This window comes from Alitibacter langaaensis DSM 22999 (assembly GCF_003096995.1).
GTDB lineage: Bacteria > Pseudomonadota > Gammaproteobacteria > Enterobacterales > Pasteurellaceae > Exercitatus > Exercitatus langaaensis.
Genome location: NZ_QENU01000002.1, coordinates 59,799 through 81,310, shown reverse-complemented (window position 1 = coordinate 81,310; position 21,512 = coordinate 59,799). Strand labels below are relative to the sequence as shown.

Sequence of the window (21,512 nt, the reverse complement as noted above, 5' to 3'; positions counted from 1 at the left end):
TCCTTTTGTGATGGATGCTGTTTAATACAACATTCCGTAATTAAATTGGGCTGAACTTGTTGACATACCTGTCGAAAATTAAGTGCCGAAATTTAAGAATTTCCCACTAAAACTTTAACAAATTCGACCGCACTTTAAAATTATGCCAATAATTCTTTTACTGCGTCTAATGATTTCACATCATTCACAGCTTGTGATGAAAGCTCTTTCACAATGCGACCAGTTAACCCTGTTAATACTTTGCCGGGGCCAATTTCCACCAAGGCTTCAACACCATTTGCTGACATTTTTTCCACGGTTTCAGTCCAACGAACAGGGCTATAAAGTTGACGAACCAATGCGCTACGAATTGCCGCCGCATCAGTTTCTGTTTTGACATCCACATTGTTAATCACTGCTGCAGCAGGGGTTTTTACCGCTACGCTTTCTAAAGAAACCGCTAGTTGATCGGCGGCAGGTTTCATTAACGCACAATGTGAAGGCACGCTTACGGCTAATGGTAATGCACGTTTTGCCCCCGCTGATTTACATAATTCTCCTGCTTTTTCCGCAGCGGCTTTGGTTCCTGCAATCACAACTTGTCCTGGTGAATTAAAGTTTACAGCAGACACCACTTCTCCAGTTTCTGCCGCCGCTGTTGCACAAGCCTCAATAATTGCGGCATTGTCTAAACCAATAATCGCATACATTGCGCCTGTGCCTTCAGGCACCGCTTGTTGCATTAATTTTCCGCGTAATTCCACCAACTTAATGGCATCTTGGAAATCAATAACGCCAGCACAAACTAAGGCTGAATATTCGCCTAAACTATGGCCTGCCATCACTTCTGGTTTTAATTCTGGATATTGTTGTTGCCATACGCGATAAATCGCCACAGACGCTGCTAAAAGTGCGGGCTGCGTTTGCCAAGTTTTATTCAACTCTTCCGCAGGACCTTGTTGCACCAACGCCCATAAATCATAGCCTAAAACCTCTGAGGCTTGTTGGAAAGTCTCGGTGACAATAGGGAATTGTTCCGCAAGTTCTGCTAACATGCCGACGGCTTGTGAACCTTGACCCGGAAAAACCATTGCAAATTTTTTCATTTTTATTCCTTCTTAATGATGAAAAGGGTGCGTGAAGACGCACCTTTAAAACTTTTTGAAATCTGACCGCACTTATTAGAACCGAACAAGCGCTGAACCCCAAGTCCAACCACCGCCAAATGCTTCTAAAAGCAACAGCTGACCACGTTGAATACGCCTATCACGCACGGCTTCATCCAAAGCAACGGGCACAGTCGCGGCACTATTATTACCATATTTTTCTACGGTTAAAACCACTTGCGACATATCCATATCTAATTTTTTCGCGGTGGCAGCGATAATACGGATATTGGCCTGATGCGGTACTAACCAGTCTAAATCAGATTTCTGTAAATTATTTTTCTCAAGGGTTTCTTCAACGACACCTGAAAGTTGCCCCACGGCTAATTTGAATGTGGCGTTACCCTGCATTGAAATATAACCTGAATGGCTATCACCACGCTGAGCTTGCGGCAACACTAACATACTATCCATATCCGCTGATGCGTGTAAATGTGTGGAGATCACGCCTTGCTGTTCACTGGCTTCTAAAATCACTGCGCCTGCGCCGTCGCCAAATAACACCACTGTGCTACGATCGGTTTCATCTAAATGACGAGAATTGAGATCAGAACCGATCACAAGGGCTTTTTTAACTTGTCCATTACGCACAAATTGATCAGCAACAGAAAGGGCATAAACAAAGCCTGTACAAGCCGCTGCAACATCAAAAGAAATGGCATTTTTGATGCCTAATACCCCTTGAATTTGGCAAGCTGCACTTGGATAAGCGTGAGAATTGGTTGTGGTCCCTACAACAATTAAATCAATGTCTTGCGGATCAATTTGCGCCATTTCTAAAGCATTTTTTGCGGCAATCGCCCCCATGCTAGCAACGGTTTCATCAGCGGCAGCAATACGGCGTTCTTTCATACCTGAACGCGTATAAATCCATTCATCTGATGTATCAACCATTTTCTCTAAATCTGCATTTGAGCGAATTTGGCTGGGTAAATAACTCCCTGTCGCTAAAATTCTGCTATTCATAATGTTCTCGTTTATAAATCTTTAAATGTTTAATTAATATTTACTTAGCCCGTCTAATATTTTTTGAGGAATTTGTTGACGAGCCTGAAATGCCGCATCTTTAATCGCATTGGCAAAGGCATCTACATTTGCACTGCCATGACTTTTTACCACCACCGCAGTTAAACCAATTAAAGAAGCGCCATTATATTGATCTGGATTAATGCTTTTTAAACGTTGATAACTATCTTTAAACAACGCTTTCATTACATAAGCAAACAAAGGTTTCAATAGATGGTTACGGGATTTGCCTTTTAGCAAAGCAATCACATTGGTTGCTGCCCCTTCTAAACTCTTTAATGCCACATTACCTGCAAAACCATCACTGACAATGACATCCGCCTTGCCATTAAGCAAGTAATTGCCTTCAATAAACCCCACATAATTGAGTGCGCTGTCCTTGGCTAACAATTCTGAAGCATCACGAATAGACTTATGGCCTTTAATCTCTTCTACACCAATATTGAGCAATGCAACCCGCGGAAATACTAAGTTTAGCCGATTTTCTGCAAAAATGGCACCCATTAGCGCAAATTGATAGAGATTTTCAGCACTACATTCAAGGTTTGCTCCCAAATCTAACATGACGGAATTTCCGCCCTCTATCATTGGCAATAATGAAATTAAAGCGGGACGTTGAATGCCTTTTAGCGGTTGCAAAATAACCTTCGCCAGCCCCATTAATGCCCCAGTATTCCCTGCGCTCACACAGCCTTGCGCATGACCTTTTTGTACAGCTTCAATAGCCAAACGCATAGACGTTCCCTTGCTATGGCGTAAAGCATCTGTAAAAGACTGATCATTGGCAATGACGCGTGAACAATGATGAATTTCTAGCCGATCACGTAAATTGGCTGGATATTGTTTGAAGAGAATATCAAGTTCAGACTGAATTTGCTGGCTATCGCCAAACAATAACAAAGATAGCGTAGGATCTTGTTCCAACACTTTGAGGGATGCGGGGATAGTAATACGGGGACCAATGTCCCCGCCCATCACATCTAACGCAAGGGTTAGACGGTTCAAGTGAATACCTTATAAAAGGAATTACTTGTTGATTACTTTACGACCACGATAGTAACCGTCAGCAGTTACGTGGTGACGTAAGTGAGTTTCGCCACTTGTTTTATCTACAGATACTGCAGCAGTAGTTAACGCATCATGTGAACGACGCATATCACGACGTGAACGAGATTTTTTATTTTGTTGAACAGCCATTGGCTATACTCCTAAATTTACTTTTGCTTTAAATTAGCTAATACAGCGAACGGGTTTGGTTTTTTCGCCAATTCTTCAGGCAATTCGCCAAAAACCTGTTCGTGCGCGGACACTTCACAGTGTTCAGATGAATGCATTGGCACAATAGGCAGCGCGAGCATAAACTCATCTTCTACCGTACCAATTAAATCTATTTCCCCGAATTCATTGAATTCAATCGGTTCATAAATCTCTGGCAACTCATCAATCTTATCTAAATTAGCCACTGGACTGTAAGCAAATTCACATTCCAAGGTTTGGCTGAAAGTTTCACCACAGCGTTGACATTCTAATTCAACATCAACTTGCGCCTTCCCTTTCATCACCACTAATTTTTGTGGATCAATGAAAAACGATAACGTCACCTGTGCATCGCTGAGCACTCTTACTACTGACGCAGACAAACGCTCAAGTTGATCAATGGCATAATAGCCATCATAATCTAATCGTCGTTGAGCATCTTTAACTGGGTCAACAGTTAGGGGTAGTTTTACCTTTTGCATAGGGCGTGCATATTACCTTTTGAGAAGCCATTAGTCAAAGGAAATTATTATTTTTTATGCGAAAAACACGATAATTTCGCAAATTTATTTCACCTTGATCTCATCCAAACAATCAAATTTTGTGGTGGGAAAATGGGTTGCTAAATATTGGCGTAAATACTGCTGTGTTTCCTGCTCAATAATAGAATCAATTTTCGGATATTGGTTATAAATCACGGTATGTACGGGAATTTTCCGATGCTGACAGACTTCAAGGCTCAGCAAAGTATGATTAATGCTGCCAAGCTTGCCCGAAGTCACTAAAATAATCGGATAGCCCTGTTTTTGCACATAATCTAAGGTGGTTTGCTGTTGATTGTAAGGCACTAATAATCCCCCCGCGCCTTCCAACAACACATAATCATATTTTTGTTGCAAAAGTGCGGTCGATTTTTCAATCGTTTCTGGCAAAATCTGGCGTTGCTCTAACTTGGCTGACAAGTGTGGCGAGCAGGGATAGGCAAAGATATAAGGCGAGGTGATGCCCTGTTCATCTTCTGGTTGCAGTGGAATTTCTTGAATCTGACGGTGTACTAATAAATCCTCGGCGATCCCTTCACAACCTGTTTGGATCATTTTTTGCGTAATCACCAAATGCCCTTGCGTCATTAATTTTTTGGCATACCAGCCTGTTGCAATGGTTTTGCCCACATCGGTATCAATGCCCGAAATAAAAATTACTTGTCCCATATTATTTTCTCTTTGCTAAAGCTAAAATCGGCGTATAAGTTAAATGCACGTTACCCGCCAAAGTGCGGTAATTTTTCATATAATTTTGATAAAACTGCTGCAATTTCCCTTTTGTCCACATTTGTTGATTGGTCGCCGTTACCCCAGTTTGCTTTAAATGTTGTAAAACTTCCCGTGGCTGCTCAAATTCCAAGATCATTTTCTCTGCTGACAAATGCAAGATCTCAAATTGTGGCGCCAACCATTGTTGCCATTGCGCCAAACTAGGATAATCTAAGCCAATGCCCGTTAACTGTTTGATTTCATATAAATTATCAGAATCAAAGGTGCTAAATACCAGCAACCCTTGCGGTTTTAATTGGGCGGCACAACGTTCAATAAATTGCTGTTTTTGATTAAACCATTGCACAGTTGAAGCGGTTGCAATCAGATCATAAGCTTGATCGCAGCGTAATTGTTCTGCATCGCCTTGTTGGAAATGAAAATGTTCTGCGGGCAAAATCTGCTGCAACCAATGCTGGTTATCACATAAATCATTCAGTTCCCAATGGTCAATGTTTAGGCTCTTCGCTAATTCACGGGTGAAAATGCCCGTGCCGCAGCCAATTTCAAGGCAATGCTCAAAATCGGTACGCTGTTGCGCCACAAGTGAGGTCAATTTTTTAGCAATTTTATATTGCACAATCGCTTGTTGATCATAGCTATTTCTTGCCGCACTAAAACATCTCTGAACCTGCGATAAACGGGTCATACAGTCCTAGGCTCCCATAATTCAGCCCAAGTTGACATTGCGGGAAACAGATAATGAGCGCCTGCTATTTTGCTTATATGGACGGCTGGCGAATGTCGCTGCCAATAGGCGAACTGATTTTGTGCGGGGAAAATACGATCTTGTTCCGCAATCACGGCATCTGTCCACAAAATTGATTGTGGCTTTTGAGTTTGAATCATCTCGTAAAGTGCGGTCAATTCTGCATGAATTTCTGCAAATTCTCTAGGCTCAGCTAATTGCTGATAAATCGCGAAATTTCGTTTATCGCCACAGATTCGGCGTTCAAATTTCACGCGGCTTTCTTCGGTTAAACCTTCTAATGTTCCCTTAAAAATTTCACAAGAAATGCCAAATTGATCGTGACAAGGCAGACCTGTGCCATTAATCGCCGTGGCTGAACTTAATGGAATGTTTTGCATCACTTGATCGGCAACCCACACGCCCATCGACCAAGCCACCACGCGAATCTGCTGATAAGGCGAAAAATCAAAATCCAAATGCAGATTTTGATAATCATAGCAAATCAATAAGTCATAATCTTGTGGCAAATCGAGATGTGCCACCGCAGAAATAGGGGTTCCCCACCCTGCAAAATAGACAATGAGATTGGGCTGTTTTTGTGGCTGAGTCGTCATTAACTGCGTTTTCATTTTATCTCCCTACGCAGACAATCGATAAATTGTTCGAGTTCTTCAGCGGTCATATCTGCCGTGAGCGACAAACGAATGCGGGAAGTGCCTTTGGGAACTGTTGGCGGTCGGATTGGCAAGCAGTAATACCCCTGTTGTTGCAAATGTTGCGCCGTTTTCACGGTGAGATGATTATCGCCTAAAATATAAGGCACGATGTGCGTGCTGCTTGGCATTTCGCATTGCATATCCACTAAAGCTTGGCGCAAATGTTGGCTTAATTGCGCCAAATGCTGACGGGGCTGGGTTAATGCATGTAATTGATCAAATAAAAAATAGCTCCAGGCCACGTTAAAAGGTGGCAGTGCAGTAGAGAAAATCAGTGGTCGCATTTTGTTCACTAAATAATCCCGTATCACTTGTTCGCAAACCAAATACGCCCCCATCGATGCCAAGGCTTTGCCAAAAGTTCCCACTAGAAAATCAATGTCCGCTATGCAGCCTAATTGTTCGGCTAAGCCCAATCCTGTTTCGCCTAACACGCCGATTGCGTGGGCTTCGTCAACGTATAGCATGACATTATCAAATTGGCATTTAAAGGCAATTAATGCGGATAAATCGGCGCAATCGCCGTCCATACTAAACACGCTTTCCGTCACAATAATAATGCGTTCAAAAGTGCGGTGCTTTTTCGCCAAAATATCCGCCAAATGCTGCATATCATTATGGCGATAACGCACAAATTCCGCCTCGCTTAAGCGAATGCCATCAATCAAACTCGCATGCACCAGTTTATCTGCCACAATTAATGTTTTTTTATTGGCAACAGCGGGGAGAATGCCAATATTTGCATGATAGCCACTATTAAATAGCAACGCCGCCTGACGCTGAAAACGCTGGGCTAAAAGCTGCTCAAATTGGCTATAAATCTCAAAAGATCCCGTCAGCAAGCGTGAAGAGGAAGAAGTAAAGTGCGGTAAATTTTCTGCAAATTTTTGTAAAAATTGTTGCTGTAACAAGTCGTTACTCGCCAGTCCTAAATAATCATTAGAGGACATATTCAACATTTTTCGCCCATCACGCACGATCCATTTTCCTTGATGCTGCAAATGGGGAATTTGGCGGAATTGTCCCTGCTGTTGTAATTGTTCGAGGGTTTCGGTAAAAAACTTAAGCGTCATATTCTTCCTTGATAGCTTCGATAACTCCTTGAGTTAATTGGCTAAGTTGGTGAGATTCAATGATAAATGGCGGCATAAGATAGATCAAACGCCCAAAAGGACGCAGCCAAATGCCTTTTTCCACAAAGCGCGGTTGTAAGCTGGCAAGATTCACAGGCTGATGCATTTCTAGCACGCCAATCGCCCCTAAAACTCGCACTTCTTTGACCGCACTTAATTGGGTTGCGGGTTGTAATTCTTGTTTTAATTGTTGTTCAATTTGTTGAATTTTCTGTTGCCACGGGCTTTCCAATAACAGATCAATGCTCTCACAGGCGATAGCGCAAGCCAGCGGATTTGCCATAAAAGTAGGCCCATGCATAAAACATTTGGCTTCGCCTTGACAAATCGTTTGCGCCACATGGGCATTGGTGATTGTGGCTGAAAGCGTTAAATAACCACCAGTTAAGGCTTTTCCAAGGCAGATAATATCAGGGGTTATCCCTGCGTGTTCTAAGGCAAATAACTTGCCTGTTCGCCCAAAGCCTGTGGCGATTTCATCGAAAATGAGCAAAACGCCATATTGTTGGCAGAGCTGTTGTGCTTTGACTAAATATTGGGGCGAGTAAAAATACATTCCCCCTGCACCTTGCACAACGGGCTCTAAAATTAGCCCTGCGATTTCGTGATGTTTTTGCGCTAGCAAATCGGCTAAGGGTTGAATGGCGTCATCTTGCCATGGTTGCTCAAATTTTACAGAAGGTTGCGGCAAAAAATATTGCACAGGCAAACTGCCGTGGAACAGGCTGTGCATTCCTGTATCAGGATCGCAAACTGACATCGCATGCCAAGTGTCGCCGTGATAGCCCGCACGAATCGTTGCAAATTTGCAGCGTTCTGGTTTGCCGATGGCATGTTGATATTGCACCGCCATTTTCATCGCCACTTCCACCGCCACCGATCCGCTATCAGCGAAAAAAACTTTATCCAATCCTGCGGGCAAAAGTGCGGTCAATTTTTCAGCTAATTTTACCGCAGGATCATGAGTGAAGCCACCAAACATAATGTGGCTCATTTTGCTCAGCTGTGCTGAAGCCGCCGCATTCAAACGTGGATGATTATAGCCATGCAATGCTGCCCACCAAGAGGACATGCCGTCAATTAGTTGCTGCCCGTTTTTCAGGGTGATTACCACGCCATCGGCGCGTTCCACCGCATACATCGGCATACAGGAATCCATAGCGGAATAAGGATGCCAAATATGCTGTTTATCAAAGGCTAACAACTGCTGTTCATTCATAATAATTGCACCACGCAAATAAATTGTTATAATCGCTCGTCATTCTAACAAAAAGGGCGAAATGCCAAAAGGATAAATTTTTGATGAATTTATTAGAAAAAACCTTAACTTTAAGCTACTGGCAGCGTGTGAAAATTGCGTTTCAATATGTGATGCCGCAAAAATACCTCACCCAAGCTGCGGGCTGGTTGGCGAAACAAAAATGGGGCGCGGTTACCCATTTTATTATCAAACTATTTGCCAAAAAATACGGCATTGATATGAGTGAAGCGGCAAAAGAAAACTTTAGCGATTATGCTTCTTTTAACGAGTTTTTTATTCGTCAGCTCAAGGACGGTGCGCGAAAAATTGATGAAAATCCGACCGCACTTTGCATGCCCGCAGACGGCAAAATCAGCCAATGTGGACACATTGATGACGAAACCCTATTGCAAGCCAAAGGCCATGCCTTTAATTTAGGCGATTTATTAGCGGGCGATGAAGAATTAACTGCACTCTTTAAAAATGGGGAATTCGCCACCACTTATCTTTCACCGCGTGATTATCATCGTGTGCATATACCTTGTGATGCAACCTTGCGTAAAATGATTTATGTGCCTGGGGATTTATTCTCGGTGAATCCATTTTTGAACGAGCACGTGCCAAATCTGTTGGCGCGCAATGAGCGTGTAATCTGCGTTTTTGATACTGAATTTGGCAAAATGGTGCAAATTTTAGTGGGGGCGACGATCACAGCGAGTATTCGCACCGTTTGGACGGGCATCATCAATCCACCGCGTCCAAACCAAGTGAAAACTTGGGATTACGATGAAAGCGCGGTCAAATTAGTGAAAGGTCAGGAAATGGGCGCGTTCCAATTGGGCTCAACCGTGATTAATTTGTTCCAACAAGATCGTGTCAAACTTGCTGAGCATTTAGCGGTCGATACCGTCACGCGCGTGGGTGAAACCTTAGCGTACAAGAAATAATTTATAAACAAGAAAGGAAAAACAATGTCAATTTTTGATTCAGTAAAATTAGAAAGCACAGCTGAAAAAGGCGGCTACGGTGTGGGCTTACAAATTGGTCAACAGCTTGCAGATAGCGGTTTAAAAGTTTCTGCTGAAGCGGTTGCAAAAGGGATTTATGATGTATTAAATCAAAATCCACCAGCAATTGACTTGAATGCGGTTTCTGGCGCATTACAGCAATTGCAACAAGAAGCGCAGGAAGCGGCTCAAGCAAAATTTAAAGAAATTGAAGAGCGAGGTCGCGCATTCTTAGTAGAAAACGCGAAAAAAGACGGCGTAAAAGTGACTGAAACAGGACTTCAATATGAAGTATTAAGTGAAGGCACTGGCGCAAAACCAAGCCGTAACGATACCGTTCGCGTACATTACACAGGAACATTAACAGACGGCACCACGTTCGACAGCTCTGTGGCGCGTGGCACACCAGCAGAATTCCCAGTGGGAGGCGTTATCGCAGGTTGGACAGAAGCATTGCAATTAATGCCTGTGGGTTCAAAATGGCGTTTAACCATTCCACACAACTTGGCTTATGGCGAACGTGGCGCAGGCGTATCAATCCCGCCGTTTAGCGTATTAGTGTTTGAAGTGGAATTATTAGATATTCTTTAATCTCAACGAGAGACATTTAATCTGAAAAGTGCGGTCAAAAATTTCGGTATTATGTAGCAGTTGCACAAAGACCAAAATTTAAACAAAACCGTACAAAAATGCCCTTATTTCGATAAGGGCATTATTTTTACTATAATTGTATTTTGCAGAATTTTACTTATTTTTCCATTACTCACTTTTCCGTTTTCTTCTAAACAGTCTTTCTCGTTGCTCCTCTAGCAGCATTTGTTCCATCATTGCAGGGTAAGCCTGTTCGCAGAGAGCAACGTATTCAGGTTGGGTAAGGTGTTCTCTAATCTTTGTCGGGCAACGTAGATAGATTTTATCTTCTGCAAAACTACTAATAATAGAAAGCATCTGATAAGGTTTCCCATCTTCGGTTTCAAACACTTCATCGGTAAATTGCATTTCAAATATCGCCACGACTACCTGATTATTAGCGATTTCATAGGCTCCATAAAATATCAATGGATTACGGGGTAAAGTACTGACTTCTTTCGCAAGATCTCGCAAATTGTGATAGAACAACAGATAGGCATCATCTTTTACGTTTGAATACATCTGAGCCAGTTCACGCATAAAAGTTTTGAAGGTTTCATAGTCCATCTTTTTTAAATCCACGTTAAGTGGCGTGTGTGTCATGGTTCCCATCATTGTTCCTTATGTTGTTTTAAATTATTTAGGCTACGGCTAAATATTGGTTATCGTTTGAGGCTTCCAAACATAAACTTTCCAATCCGAATTTTGCCACAGGTTTCTTATTTCCCTGCCAGTAGCCAGTTAAATCTCGTGAAGGTCTGGCTTTCAAACAGCGTTTTAGTACGTTGTCGAATTTGTCTTTATCTGACTGGTGACGAAAATCCTCACGCCATGCAGTTTCATTCGCATAGTGCATCATGTAATTATTTCCCATCTTATGATACACACCCATAATCATTCTTCTAAATCTTGCAAAGAAGGATTCTGCTAGGTTATTGGTGGTGCCATCAATCGAGCAATATTCTTGTGAATGATTTACACGACATAAGTCATAGTGAAATGCCAAGCCATCATAAGCAGGATTTTCATCAGCGCAAATTGTAGATTTTGGTGCGACTAAGCGATGCGTTAAAGCAAACATATCATCAGCATTTTCCTCTTTAACTAACGCAACGAGTGTGCGGTCGGCTCCTTTTATTATTTCCTGATTTGCAGCTTGTTGTCGGAAAACCATAACGCAGGATTTATCTTTACGTTGGTGACATCTCTTACGTCTATCAATTCGCTTATGTTTAAAATTTTTTGGGCGAAGATAGTTATTCACATAACAACCATCAATATGAATAATGCCCGTGAGTGGTGTGTAATCTTGCGTTTTTTCGACTGCTTCACGAAATTTATGTAGTAATGCCCATGACGTTTTATATTGCACGCCAATATGACGAGATAAGTTAAGCGCAGAAATCCCTTTACTATTGATAGTGAAATAATAAACCGCTAACAGTAGCTTTCTTAGGGAAAGTTTGGTGTGCTGAAAAATCGTGCCGCTTTTTACAGAAAAACGATGTTGGCAATGTTTGCACTGCCATTGCTTACGCGAAGAAATGAAATAGGCTTTATGCTCAACCTGACAACGAGGACATTGAACAGTATGAAAACAATGAGAATTTCCCCAACGAGCATTTTTAAGAAGGATGAGTATTTCGGTATCAGATAAATCGTAAATAGCGAACGCAGAGAGATTGCGAAGTGCAGAAAGTAAAAGTGGTGATGTTTTCTTGTTGTTTTTCATTTTTTCGTTCAACGTGCATAATCAACTTTCAACTTATTGTTTTGTAGCTAATAAGTCATGTTTCTCTTGCTAAATTGGTTGAACGAATTAAATATGAAAAAAGCAAACGAGAAGATTTGCCTAAAGTGGGAAGTATTTTAGATCGAAGTTTGATCGATTTGCAAGAAAAAAGCAACCCTTTTCAAGGTTGCTTATGTGTATAGAAAGTTATTCTTTATAAGATAGATAAAATATCATTATTCATTTTATATTTTATTTGTTTTAACTCATCCATTGCTTTCTTATATTTTTCCATATGTGATATAACATAGGAATTTTGAATATCGATAGGGATATATTCAATAAGATATTCGGATAAAGATGTCTTATCTATTGTTAATTTTGATGTTCCATCAGCTAGGTTAGATACGATAGTTTCTCTTATTGCAGAAAAGTAAATATTATAAAATTCCATATTTATAGGATACTTTTCATTATTCTTTGATGTTAGGATATAGCAAAGGTTGCTTGCAATAAATTTTCCATTAATATAATGAGTTCTACCTAACGATCAACCTGCTTTTGCTGCATAAACAATAGTTTCACAATCATGAGTATATTCATCATGTTTTTTCCATTCTTCCGATGCGGTTATAAAATCAAATTCACCACTATCATTAGCATCACTACTAGCTAAATTACCATCATTAACATAAAAAAGATCGCTTAATTTAAGTAGTGGATAGGTGCTGTTTCGTTCATTTTGGTATCCATTTGGATTCAATATATTTTTTTCATATATTTTTCTTTTTTCGCATAATCCTTTTGTTTCCTTGAAATCACTTATATGATCTAAAATTTCACTCTCAATATCATTCCAACGGTTATTCTTATCTATTCTACCTTTATGTTGGATACTTACAAATCTATCATCAGCTAAGTTATAAAATAAGACATTATCATTTTCATGATGTGGTGTTTTTGTAAAGCCAAAGATAGATGTATTAACAGTTCTCTTTTGTTCTGAAAAAAGATTCATTGGCATTTTTATTACAAAATAAAGTTTTGCTATCTTTAGAATATCTTTTAATAATCCATCCTTATTCTTATTTAAAGTTGGGGTCGGCATTATTATAATAAGTTTTCCGTTTTGTTCGATAAACTTTAAAGCTTGTAATGTAAATTTTATTGATTGATTTTTCTCATAAGGGGGGTTAATAATACATTTAGTAGGCTTTAAACTTTTAATATAATCAAAAAGCACAGAATCATAATTATTCGCGACTTGGCTATTATTATCTAACAAACTAGATCTGAATAATAAATTAGATCTACCATCGCCATGTAAAAACATATTTGAGCAAGCAAGCGAAAATAACACAGAGTCAAGTTCAAATCCTATAAGTTGCTTTTCTTTTATATTTTTTATTTTATCATCATTATCTTGGGCTAAGTTAATTAGCTTTTTCATTGCTTCCATTAAGAAGCCACCTGTTCCCATACAAGTATCAATTATTACATCATCAACATTCAGTCTAGCTAATTTTATCATTAGTTCTTTAATATGATCTGGGGTAAGAATAATATTTTTGCTTTCTGCACTTCCAGCTCTTGAAAGAAAAATTTTATAAGCTTTCCCTAAAAGATCCTGTTTTTCATCTAATAGATATGATGTATATATTTTACTTTCTATTTTCTTAATTATATTCTTATACTCTATTAATCCAAAATCAATTTTTTTAATAAAAGAAAACTTATCCTCCCAACTGTATTCCTTAGATAAAGAATTTATTTTTGATTCTAATTGTATGTTTATAGCTTTAACAATCGCAGCATTTAAGTGATGAGCTTGTAATAGCGTTATCTTTATTTTAGCACATTCTTGTTCTGTTGGTTTTTGTATCGATTTATATGTATTTCTAAATGTGGGATTAGTTAGAACAATCATTAATCCAGAAAAGAATAAACTTCTTTCTGTTTCTCTAATGTTTCCAGAGTGGAATGTTTCATTTAAGGACTTAATTACTGTAATAAGCTCATCATCAGTTATAACCTCACCATATTTATGTTTTATAAATTTTTTATGAAGTGAATCTATACTTATTAAAGAATCTTTTACTTTTAATGTGAATATTTCATTCTTATCATAAAGCTTATAAAAATAAGTTACTTTTAACTGTTCTATTGATTGACCTGAAATTGCAATGCCAATAATATCTACATCTATGTTGTTTTCCAGCATATAGAACTTAACTTCATTTTCTGCATCAGAGTGTTTCGTAGATTTAGCTTCAACGACAATGCAATATTCATCTAAATCTTTAAAAAAATCAGGATAACCAACTTCTCCAGTATTATTCTTAGATTTAAATCCATATTCATTTGGAATTGCAGATTTTTCAATAAAATTTTCTTTAGAATAAAATTCTCTAAATATATTTTCAGTAATGGATTCGCTTACTTTTGTACTGCTTCTAGACATTAACAACCTCCCAAAATAAATTTGCAAGGTTGATATTTAGATAATAAGCTATTTGTAGGCTTGTAGGCTTGTAGGCTTGTAGGCTTGTAGGCTTGTAGGCTTGTAGGCTTGTAGGCTTGTAGGCTTGTAGGCTTGTAGGCTTGTAGGGACATTTTTTGTTCCTTATTGAGTTAATGTCAAGTTAAATATTTATTGTTTTTCTGATATTTCTTTAAAAGAAATAGCAAAGGCATCCTTTAAATTTTCAGGCATAGTACGATAGTCTGCAATCAGCTTTTCTTCTTGCTCTGAGATAGTATTTTTTGGCGTTACAGCTTGAAACATCTCACCTTCACCGCTAACGAGCCAATTTAAATTCACCCCTGCTTTAGCGATCCCAGCCATCCCTTCCGCATTAGGTTCTCGTTCGCCACCGATGTAACCTTGCATCGTGCGATAGGCTATTCCTGTTTGTTCTGCGAAGTCTGTAATTTTCCAATTTTTAGCTTCACAAACTTGTCTTAATCTTTCTGATATACACATTTGAGCGTTCCATTTTCAATTTACAATTGACAAATTACGCAAATGAGCGTATATTTGTTTTGAATTCAAACGCATTTTATCACGTTTGAGCATATTTAAAATCTCTATTAACATAAATTTTAAACAAGACGATGACCCAGCATTTCTTACTTTCTAGCAAAGCTCGCACGCTTTCTTCTTACGAGATTGCACAACTCTCGGAAGAAGATGCGTATGATTTGCTTTGTGAATTAAGATGGGGTGGAAAAGAATTTATCACTTGTCCTAAATGTGGGGTGCAACATAAGCCTTATTATATTTCTACACGTAAACAATGGCGCTGCAAACATTGTAATCATACTTTCAGTGTCACTTCTGGCACCATTTTTGCCAATCGCAAGAAACCAATTAAGGTTTATCTCTATGCTTTAATGGAATGGGTAAATGCCGTCAAAGGCTTATCTTCCCTTCAATTAGCACGTAATGCAAAACTTAATCCTCGCACGGCATTTGTTTTATCGCATAAATTCCGTAAAGCATTACTGGAAAGTCGTGATATGAAACCATTGTCAGGTATAGTGGATATGGACGGCACTTATATTCATCCTGCACCACGTAAAGCAAATAAGAAAGCTGACCGCATTGACTATCGTTTAAAGGAAAATCAGAATCCTGATAAACGTTGTGTCATGGTTGCACGTGAGCATTATTCGCCAGAAGAAAAAGCCAGTAATGCGCTGCATTGTGGAGCAAAACGCTCTCACGTTTTTGTGGCACATACAGAATCGCAATCAGTAGTGAAAAGTTTTGCTGAAAAATTCATTAAACCTAATACGCAAATCAATACCGATGAAAGTACGGCTTATGATGTCTTGTTGCCCTACTATGATTTGAGAACGGTAAACCATAAGGAAGAATATCGTAGCGACTTAGGTGTAACAAACAATCAAGCAGAAAGTTTGTTCAGTCGTTTTAAACGTATGTACTACGGACAAGTTCACCGAATTAGTAATGAATACCTGCTTAACTATGCTAATGAAATTGCGTACCGTGAGGACAATCGCCGTACCTCAAATAAAGCGCAGTTTATTGATGTATTAAGTCGATGTTTGAAAACCACCAACGATAACAATGAATGGTGCGGTTATTGGCAACGAAAAATTATTCATCAAGAAGTGATTTGGCAGTAGATATATGGCATACAACCTAGATAAGAAGCTCAAAGAATTTGAGTTTGAACGTAAACAGGTATTACATCATCTAGCCTTACTTGATGCGAACATTGCCACATTAAAACGTGCTATTGAGCTTACTCAACAGGAAAGTGATGTAGCCCTTTATAATACGGATAACTTTGTGTACCGTTCCAAATATAAGCTCTTTAAAGGGAAAATTCGTAAATACATCGTACAAATGATGCGAGAAGCACCCAATAAAGCCTTTACAATTGCAGAACTCACGCAGCGCATTTTCGATATTGAACAAAATCCTGATACACCGTCTGAAAAGCATCTTGATTCCGTTCGTAAACAACTGAATGAGTTTTATAAAAGGGAATGGATTAATAGAGTTCAAATTAGTCGAAATGAGGTTCACTGGCAATGGAAACAAAAATAGCGGTATCTTTACCGCTATTTTTGATAGTATTAATCTAGGTTATATAAAGTATTTAAGAAAGCAACCTTTATTTTGTTGTTTTTGTGTGCAAAATCGAAGATAATGACTAGATAATTTTACTTGATATTATTATGTAATTAGTTGCAATATATAATGTGTGATAGAAATCAATTCAAGGATCTAAATTTAGACCGAGAGCAATTAGAAAGCTGTTTAAGGCAATTTTGTCAGTCTAGACAAGCTACACCAGAGTTAGTAGATAATGAATCATCATCAAAAATTATTTATAAAATCATTAAAGCAGGTATCGAGCCAGCTCGCATAGTTTTTCATCTAAAAACTAATGGAACGACGACTATTCAAGTCACTGAAGGTAAGAATAAAGAGTTAAATATAGAAGTTGCTGAATATATTAGATTACATTTATGTCAAAATGAAATATCTAGTCTAAATATGTCTATTTCAGGTATTAATGATAGCATCATTGATTTAATATTAGATGAGATAGAGTCTATTAGAGAAAAAAACGATGTTATAGTTGAGTCAAAACAAATAGATGGCGGTACGTTATACCAATTAAAATCCTTAACATTTAACGATCAACTTAATATTTCTTTTTATCCATCAAAGAATCGATTACTAATTCAGGGTAGACCTTTGTCTTGCTATAAAATAGTAGCTTATGCTCTTTCTACGGAAATAGATACTGATACTCTAGCTAAAATTCTTTATAAAAAAGATGAACTCGATAAAGTTATAGTAAGAACAGAAATTTCTGAAGATTTACTAAGAATTAAGTTATGTAAATCATACGATAAGTTACCAGACCTGATTAGAAATCTTCTAGTATCAAGCTATTGTGTTAAGGCTGCCTCGCCCCACTTACTTGAATATTCAATGCTTACATATTGTGAATTAAAAGCTTTAGAAGGTGTCATCAAAGCAAAATTTCTTGAAAATGGAATAGTGGAAATACCAAATAATATTGGAGAATTATTTAACTGTACAGCTACCCCTATTACTTTAAATACAGATATTTTAATTAAGCATGCTAAGTTAAATGGTATACGCTCAAGTCTTGAACAAGCTTATACTTATTATAGACAGCGGAGGCATTCTTTATTTCACATGGAGGGATTTACTGAGGCAACTGCCAAAGTAAATTCATTGCAGGAAGCGTTAAATATAGGCGATAAAGTTTATAATAAAATAGAGGTAATTCTACCTCTATTTCTTCATTCTTACTCAAGAGGTTTTAATCGCCATTCAGAACGCCTGAAAAATCTTCGCTTTAGTGTCCGTTTATGTAATTCAACTTCTTTCCGTTCAATAATTCCTTTCTTATACAGTTCTTTCAATACCCGAGCAACAGCTAATTTATGTTCTATTTGGGGTAGAGGATAATTTTTGCCAGTGTCTAATTCCAACGCCGCCTCTGTAATAAAGTATAATGTTTTCCAACTATCACTTTGCTTTAATACTCTTGCAACCAACAATTGAAGATTTTGCTTAAACAATCGAGGTTTTATTAGCCTTGAAACATTGAATTGTGTTTTGATTTGCCTTAAATCGAAATTGGGTTCAATGTATATCAAGGTATTCTCAAAACAAAGTATTTTATCCTCTAAATCTGATTTCTGTTGGTTTAACTGATCAAGTTGATGTTCAAGAATTGCTTTTTCTTTATAGCTACTTTCGATTAATTTGGTAAGTTGAGAAATAAGGTGGGATTCTGCCATAATAAAAATCTCCATTGAGTTAAATTTTCAATGGAGATTTTAGTATTTTCAAGCGGTTAGGTCTTTGTGCAACTGCTACATAATACCGAAAAATTTGTTATTTTTTGACCGCACTTTTTGTCTATTAATAAAGTGCGTTGAATGGTTTTCCCTAAACGCTCGCTATTTTTTCACGATCATATCATCACGATGCACGGCAACTGCGCCATATTCGTAACCGAGAATGCTTTCAATATCGGTGGATTTTTTGCCTTTGATGCGCGCTAAGGCATCGCTATTATAACGTGGCATACCGAGCGCAATTTGGCTCCCGTCTTGGCTGCAGATTTTAACCACTTCACCACGCGAGAAACGCCCTTCCACCGCAATAATCCCTGCGGGCAATAATGATTTATGTTGCACTGTAATCGCATTAACCGCGCCATCATCTACAATTAAGACACCCGCAGAAGGGGCGGCAAACAACCATTGTTTACGGCTTTCTAAATGAGCAGAAGGCACTGTAAATTTTGTGCCAATACTTTCGCCGTGGGCAAGATCAAAAATCACATTCAGGCGATCACCTGGGGCAATGATGGTTTCCACGCCAGAACGTGTCGCCACATCAGCGGCGTTAATTTTGGTGGACATTCCGCCCGTGCCTAAATTCGTGCCACTTCCCCCTGCAATAGAACGGATATGATCGGTGATTTGCTCCACCACTGGAATTAATTTTGCGGCAGGATTTTTGCGTGGGTCGCTATCAAATAAACCCTGTTGATCCGTGAGCAAATAAAGCTGGTCCGCTTGCACCAAAATCGCCGCCAGCGCAGACAAATTATCATTGTCGCCCACCTTAATTTCAGCGGTGGCAACGGCATCATTTTCATTAATCACGGGAATAATTCGGTTATCCAGCAACGCCTGCAAGGTATCTCTAGCGTTTAAAAAGCGTTCGCGATCTTCAATATCCGCACGCGTTAATAAAATTTGCCCAATGCGAATATCATAGACATCAAATAACTTTTCCCAGGTTTGAATCAATTGGCTTTGCCCAACGGCTGCAAGCATTTGTTTGGAGGCAATCGTGGGCGGCAGTTGGGGATGCCCTAAATAATTGCGCCCTGCCGCCATTGCGCCAGAAGTCACAATTACCATGCGAAAACCTGCATTATGCAAATCGGTGATTTGTTTCACAATTGAAATCATATGCGCACGATTGAGCTTTGGCGTGCCTTGCGTTAAGGTGCTGGTTCCAAACTTCACCACGATAGTTTTTGGGGTTTCGGTGGTTTTCTGGGGTTCAGAGGTTTTATGCTGATTATCCATCATATTCTGCCTAAAAATTCATTAAAAGTGCGGTTAAATTAGCATTAAATTTTATAAAAATCACGACAAATTTCGACCGCACTTTGCACTTGCCTTGATCTACCTAAGAATAGTCATATAATGACAGCAGTTGAATTTTTCCGAGAGCAAAATATGTCAGAAGAATTACAAGTTGCCACACCAGAGCAGCGCGAAATCACTCGATTATGTGTGCAAGCGGCAACCTTGCAAATGCAACACGGATTGGAAAGCGCGCAGGTTGCGCAAATGACGATGCGCCTTGGGGTGGCATTAGGTATGGATAGCGTGGAATGCGCGCTCACGCCGAATGCGGTCATCGTTACCACTCGCATAAATGGGCATTGTTTAACCACTTCGCGCACCGTGGCGGATAAAGGCTTAAATATGCACGTGATCACTGAAGTGCAGCATATTATTATCGCGGCGGAACACCATATTATCACCACTGAAATGGTGCATAAACGCCTTGAACGGATTAAACCCTTTAAATATAACCGCTGGCTCGTAGTTTTTATGATTGGCTTGTCTTGTGCCAGTTTTGCCCATTTGGCAGGGGGAAATTGGACAATATTTGCCATTACCTTTTTGGCTTCCGCTATCGGTATGTTCGTGCGCCAAGAATTTATCCGCTACCATTTTAATCCCCTTATTGTGTTTGCCACCACCGCCTTTGTTACCACCTTGGTTTCGGGTTTAGCGCTTAAATTTAATCTTGGCAATAATCCGCAAATTGCCTTGGCTTCCAGCGTATTATTGTTGGTCCCTGGTTTTCCTTTGGTCAATTCCTTGGCAGATATTCTTAAAGGCTATCTGAATATGGGCATCGCGCGTTGGACATTAGCCACCGTACTCACCTTTGGCGCTTGTATGGGAATTGTCTTTGCCTTAAACGTGTTAGACATTTCACAATGGGGAAATTAAGATGGAATTGTTGCTATTACTGCTCGATGATATGTTTTTCGCTGCCATTCCTGCCGTTGGCTTTGCCTTGATTTTCAATGTGCCACCACGCGCCTTGATTTATTGTGCGATTTTAGGGGCGGTTGGGCATAGTTTCCGCACATTACTGCTGCATTTTGGCGCGCCATTAGTGCTTTCCACCTTTTTCGCTTCGGGGTTAATTGGCTTTATTGGTGTGCAAATCGCACAACGCTATTTGGCCCACCCCAAAGTATTCACCGTGGCAGCGATTATTCCGATGATCCCTGGCATTTACGCCTATAAAGCGATGATCGCCATTGTACAAATTAATTATTACGGCTCATCTAACGAGTTATTTCATCAAATGACCGATAATTTTGTGAAAACAGGATTTTTACTCGGCGCATTAGTATTTGGACTTGCGTTGCCACGTCTGCTATTCTACCGCCAAAAACCCGTCGTTTAGGGCTTGGACGGTTCATTCAGCAGTGAGATTTTTCGTAAATAACCGCCTGCCATAATAAGGAATACAAATGACCTTTAGTTTAATTGTTGCGATGACAAAAAATCACGTTATCGGCAAAGATAATCAAATGCCTTGGCATCTTCCCGCCGATCTCGCTTGGTTTCGTCAAAATACCACTGGAAAACCCGTTATTATGGGGCGCAAAACCTTTGAAAGTATTGGGCGCCCTTTGCCGAAGCGCACCAATATTGTGCTTTCTCGCCAGCCTTTTGCACACGATGGGGTCATTTGGAAAAACAGTCTGGAAAGTGCGGTCGATTTTGTGAAAGATTCTGAAGAAATTTTATTGATTGGCGGCGGGGAACTCTTTAAGCAATATTTGCCTCAGGCTGATAAACTTTATCTCACTCAAATCCAAGCAGAAATTGAGGGCGATACCTTTTTCCCCGAGTTAAATTGGAATGAATGGCGCATTGAATTTGAGCAAACACGCCCTGCCGATAGCGAGAACCCTTATGATTTAAGGTTTTTAATTTTAGTGAGAAAATAGTCGGTGATCAGTCAGTTATAAAAATGGACGCTAATGGC

The 21,512-nt window shown here is 39.4% G+C and carries 25 protein-coding genes; 8 read left to right on the top strand and 17 right to left on the bottom strand.

Annotated elements, in window-relative coordinates; genetic code table 11:
• Nucleotides 1-140: 140 nt before the first annotated feature.
• The 10 genes from fabD to bioA form a co-directional block, all read right to left on the bottom strand.
• Nucleotides 141-1,085 carry an ACP S-malonyltransferase gene (gene fabD / locus C8D76_RS02095; RefSeq protein WP_116631176.1) on the bottom strand — a complete coding sequence of 315 codons (945 nt, stop codon included), beginning with the start codon at nt 1,083-1,085 and terminating at the stop codon, nt 141-143.
• A gap of 75 nt (nt 1,086-1,160) precedes the next feature.
• Nucleotides 1,161-2,111: a beta-ketoacyl-ACP synthase III gene (locus C8D76_RS02090; protein ID WP_116631175.1), complete on the bottom strand. Its 951-nt coding sequence runs from the start codon at nt 2,109-2,111 to the stop codon at nt 1,161-1,163.
• Between the two features lie 33 nt (nt 2,112-2,144).
• Nucleotides 2,145-3,176 (bottom strand): phosphate acyltransferase PlsX, encoded by a 1,032-nt coding sequence (gene plsX / locus C8D76_RS02085; protein ID WP_116631174.1) that lies wholly within the window; start codon nt 3,174-3,176, stop codon nt 2,145-2,147.
• A gap of 21 nt (nt 3,177-3,197) precedes the next feature.
• Nucleotides 3,198-3,368 carry a 50S ribosomal protein L32 gene (gene rpmF / locus C8D76_RS02080; protein ID WP_011608316.1) on the bottom strand — a complete coding sequence of 57 codons (171 nt, stop codon included), beginning with the start codon at nt 3,366-3,368 and terminating at the stop codon, nt 3,198-3,200.
• Nucleotides 3,369-3,385: 17 nt separating this feature from the next.
• On the bottom strand, nt 3,386-3,910 hold the full coding sequence (gene yceD, locus C8D76_RS02075) for a 23S rRNA accumulation protein YceD (RefSeq protein ID WP_116631173.1): 525 nt from the start codon (nt 3,908-3,910) through the stop codon (nt 3,386-3,388).
• Between the two features lie 84 nt (nt 3,911-3,994).
• Complete coding sequence (bioD, locus tag C8D76_RS02070) at nt 3,995-4,639, bottom strand: dethiobiotin synthase (protein WP_116631172.1); 645 nt, start codon at nt 4,637-4,639, stop codon at nt 3,995-3,997.
• A gap of 1 nt (nt 4,640) precedes the next feature.
• On the bottom strand, nt 4,641-5,390 hold the full coding sequence (gene bioC, locus C8D76_RS02065) for a malonyl-ACP O-methyltransferase BioC (protein WP_116631171.1): 750 nt from the start codon (nt 5,388-5,390) through the stop codon (nt 4,641-4,643).
• Nucleotides 5,387-6,061 (bottom strand): DUF452 family protein, encoded by a 675-nt coding sequence (locus tag C8D76_RS02060; protein WP_116631170.1) that lies wholly within the window; start codon nt 6,059-6,061, stop codon nt 5,387-5,389. The genes bioC and C8D76_RS02060 overlap by 4 nt, the downstream gene beginning before the upstream one ends.
• Complete coding sequence (gene bioF, locus C8D76_RS02055) at nt 6,058-7,221, bottom strand: 8-amino-7-oxononanoate synthase (RefSeq protein WP_116631169.1); 1,164 nt, start codon at nt 7,219-7,221, stop codon at nt 6,058-6,060. Before bioF ends, C8D76_RS02060 begins: the two co-directional genes overlap by 4 nt.
• Nucleotides 7,211-8,500 carry an adenosylmethionine--8-amino-7-oxononanoate transaminase gene (gene bioA, locus C8D76_RS02050; protein ID WP_165814330.1) on the bottom strand — a complete coding sequence of 430 codons (1,290 nt, stop codon included), beginning with the start codon at nt 8,498-8,500 and terminating at the stop codon, nt 7,211-7,213. The genes bioF and bioA overlap by 11 nt, the downstream gene beginning before the upstream one ends.
• Before the next feature lie 83 nt (nt 8,501-8,583).
• Here bioA and asd point away from each other — a divergent pair, with 83 nt between their 5' ends.
• Nucleotides 8,584-9,468, top strand: coding sequence for an archaetidylserine decarboxylase (asd, locus tag C8D76_RS02045; RefSeq protein ID WP_116631168.1), 885 nt, complete (start codon nt 8,584-8,586; stop codon nt 9,466-9,468).
• Between the two features lie 24 nt (nt 9,469-9,492).
• Nucleotides 9,493-10,119: a BamJ family beta-barrel-assembly machinery protein gene (gene bamJ / locus C8D76_RS02040; protein WP_116631167.1), complete on the top strand. Its 627-nt coding sequence runs from the start codon at nt 9,493-9,495 to the stop codon at nt 10,117-10,119.
• A gap of 168 nt (nt 10,120-10,287) precedes the next feature.
• Here bamJ and C8D76_RS02035 read toward each other — a convergent pair whose 3' ends face one another.
• The 6 genes from C8D76_RS02035 to C8D76_RS02020 all read right to left on the bottom strand — a co-directional run bounded on the left by C8D76_RS02035 (nt 10,288) and on the right by C8D76_RS02020 (nt 14,873).
• Complete coding sequence (locus C8D76_RS02035; RefSeq protein ID WP_116631166.1) at nt 10,288-10,770, bottom strand: hypothetical protein; 483 nt, start codon at nt 10,768-10,770, stop codon at nt 10,288-10,290.
• A 28-nt stretch (nt 10,771-10,798) separates the two neighbouring features.
• Nucleotides 10,799-11,890: an IS1595 family transposase gene (locus C8D76_RS02030; protein ID WP_116631165.1), complete on the bottom strand. Its 1,092-nt coding sequence runs from the start codon at nt 11,888-11,890 to the stop codon at nt 10,799-10,801.
• A gap of 214 nt (nt 11,891-12,104) precedes the next feature.
• Entirely contained in the window at nt 12,105-12,344 is a 240-nt protein-coding gene (locus C8D76_RS09945) for a hypothetical protein (RefSeq protein WP_207774985.1), read from the bottom strand.
• 96 nt (nt 12,345-12,440) lie between these two features.
• Nucleotides 12,441-14,351, bottom strand: a complete 1,911-nt coding sequence (locus C8D76_RS02025) for an HsdM family class I SAM-dependent methyltransferase (protein ID WP_207774984.1) — start codon at nt 14,349-14,351, stop codon at nt 12,441-12,443.
• Complete coding sequence (locus tag C8D76_RS09875; protein WP_165814329.1) at nt 14,351-14,503, bottom strand: hypothetical protein; 153 nt, start codon at nt 14,501-14,503, stop codon at nt 14,351-14,353. Before C8D76_RS09875 ends, C8D76_RS02025 begins: the two co-directional genes overlap by 1 nt.
• Nucleotides 14,504-14,540: 37 nt before the next feature.
• The gene (locus C8D76_RS02020; RefSeq protein WP_116631164.1) at nt 14,541-14,873 is read right to left on the bottom strand and encodes a helix-turn-helix domain-containing protein; all 333 of its coding nucleotides are present in this window, start codon (nt 14,871-14,873) and stop codon (nt 14,541-14,543) included.
• Nucleotides 14,874-15,004: 131 nt separating this feature from the next.
• Here C8D76_RS02020 and C8D76_RS02015 point away from each other — a divergent pair, with 131 nt between their 5' ends.
• The 3 genes from C8D76_RS02015 to C8D76_RS09940 all read left to right on the top strand — a co-directional run bounded on the left by C8D76_RS02015 (nt 15,005) and on the right by C8D76_RS09940 (nt 17,873).
• A complete protein-coding gene (locus C8D76_RS02015) occupies nt 15,005-16,042 on the top strand; it encodes an IS1595 family transposase (protein WP_116631163.1) in 1,038 nt (345 codons plus the stop codon).
• Between the two features lie 4 nt (nt 16,043-16,046).
• Nucleotides 16,047-16,469 carry a hypothetical protein gene (locus C8D76_RS02010; protein WP_005626903.1) on the top strand — a complete coding sequence of 141 codons (423 nt, stop codon included), beginning with the start codon at nt 16,047-16,049 and terminating at the stop codon, nt 16,467-16,469.
• 153 nt (nt 16,470-16,622) lie between these two features.
• Entirely contained in the window at nt 16,623-17,873 is a 1,251-nt protein-coding gene (locus tag C8D76_RS09940) for a type II toxin-antitoxin system RnlA family toxin (protein ID WP_116631162.1), read from the top strand.
• A gap of 497 nt (nt 17,874-18,370) precedes the next feature.
• On the opposite strand, the gene proB is transcribed toward C8D76_RS09940, so the two are convergent.
• A complete protein-coding gene (gene proB, locus C8D76_RS01995) occupies nt 18,371-19,516 on the bottom strand; it encodes a glutamate 5-kinase (protein ID WP_116631160.1) in 1,146 nt (381 codons plus the stop codon).
• A 153-nt stretch (nt 19,517-19,669) separates the two neighbouring features.
• Between proB and C8D76_RS01990 the strand changes: the two genes are divergently transcribed.
• The 3 genes from C8D76_RS01990 to folA all read left to right on the top strand — a co-directional run bounded on the left by C8D76_RS01990 (nt 19,670) and on the right by folA (nt 21,474).
• Entirely contained in the window at nt 19,670-20,458 is a 789-nt protein-coding gene (locus C8D76_RS01990) for a threonine/serine exporter family protein (protein WP_116631305.1), read from the top strand.
• A 1-nt stretch (nt 20,459) separates the two neighbouring features.
• Complete coding sequence (locus C8D76_RS01985) at nt 20,460-20,924, top strand: threonine/serine exporter family protein (protein WP_116631159.1); 465 nt, start codon at nt 20,460-20,462, stop codon at nt 20,922-20,924.
• A gap of 67 nt (nt 20,925-20,991) precedes the next feature.
• Nucleotides 20,992-21,474, top strand: coding sequence for a type 3 dihydrofolate reductase (gene folA / locus C8D76_RS01980; RefSeq protein ID WP_116631158.1), 483 nt, complete (start codon nt 20,992-20,994; stop codon nt 21,472-21,474).
• The last annotated feature ends 38 nt before the right edge of the window (nt 21,475-21,512 follow it).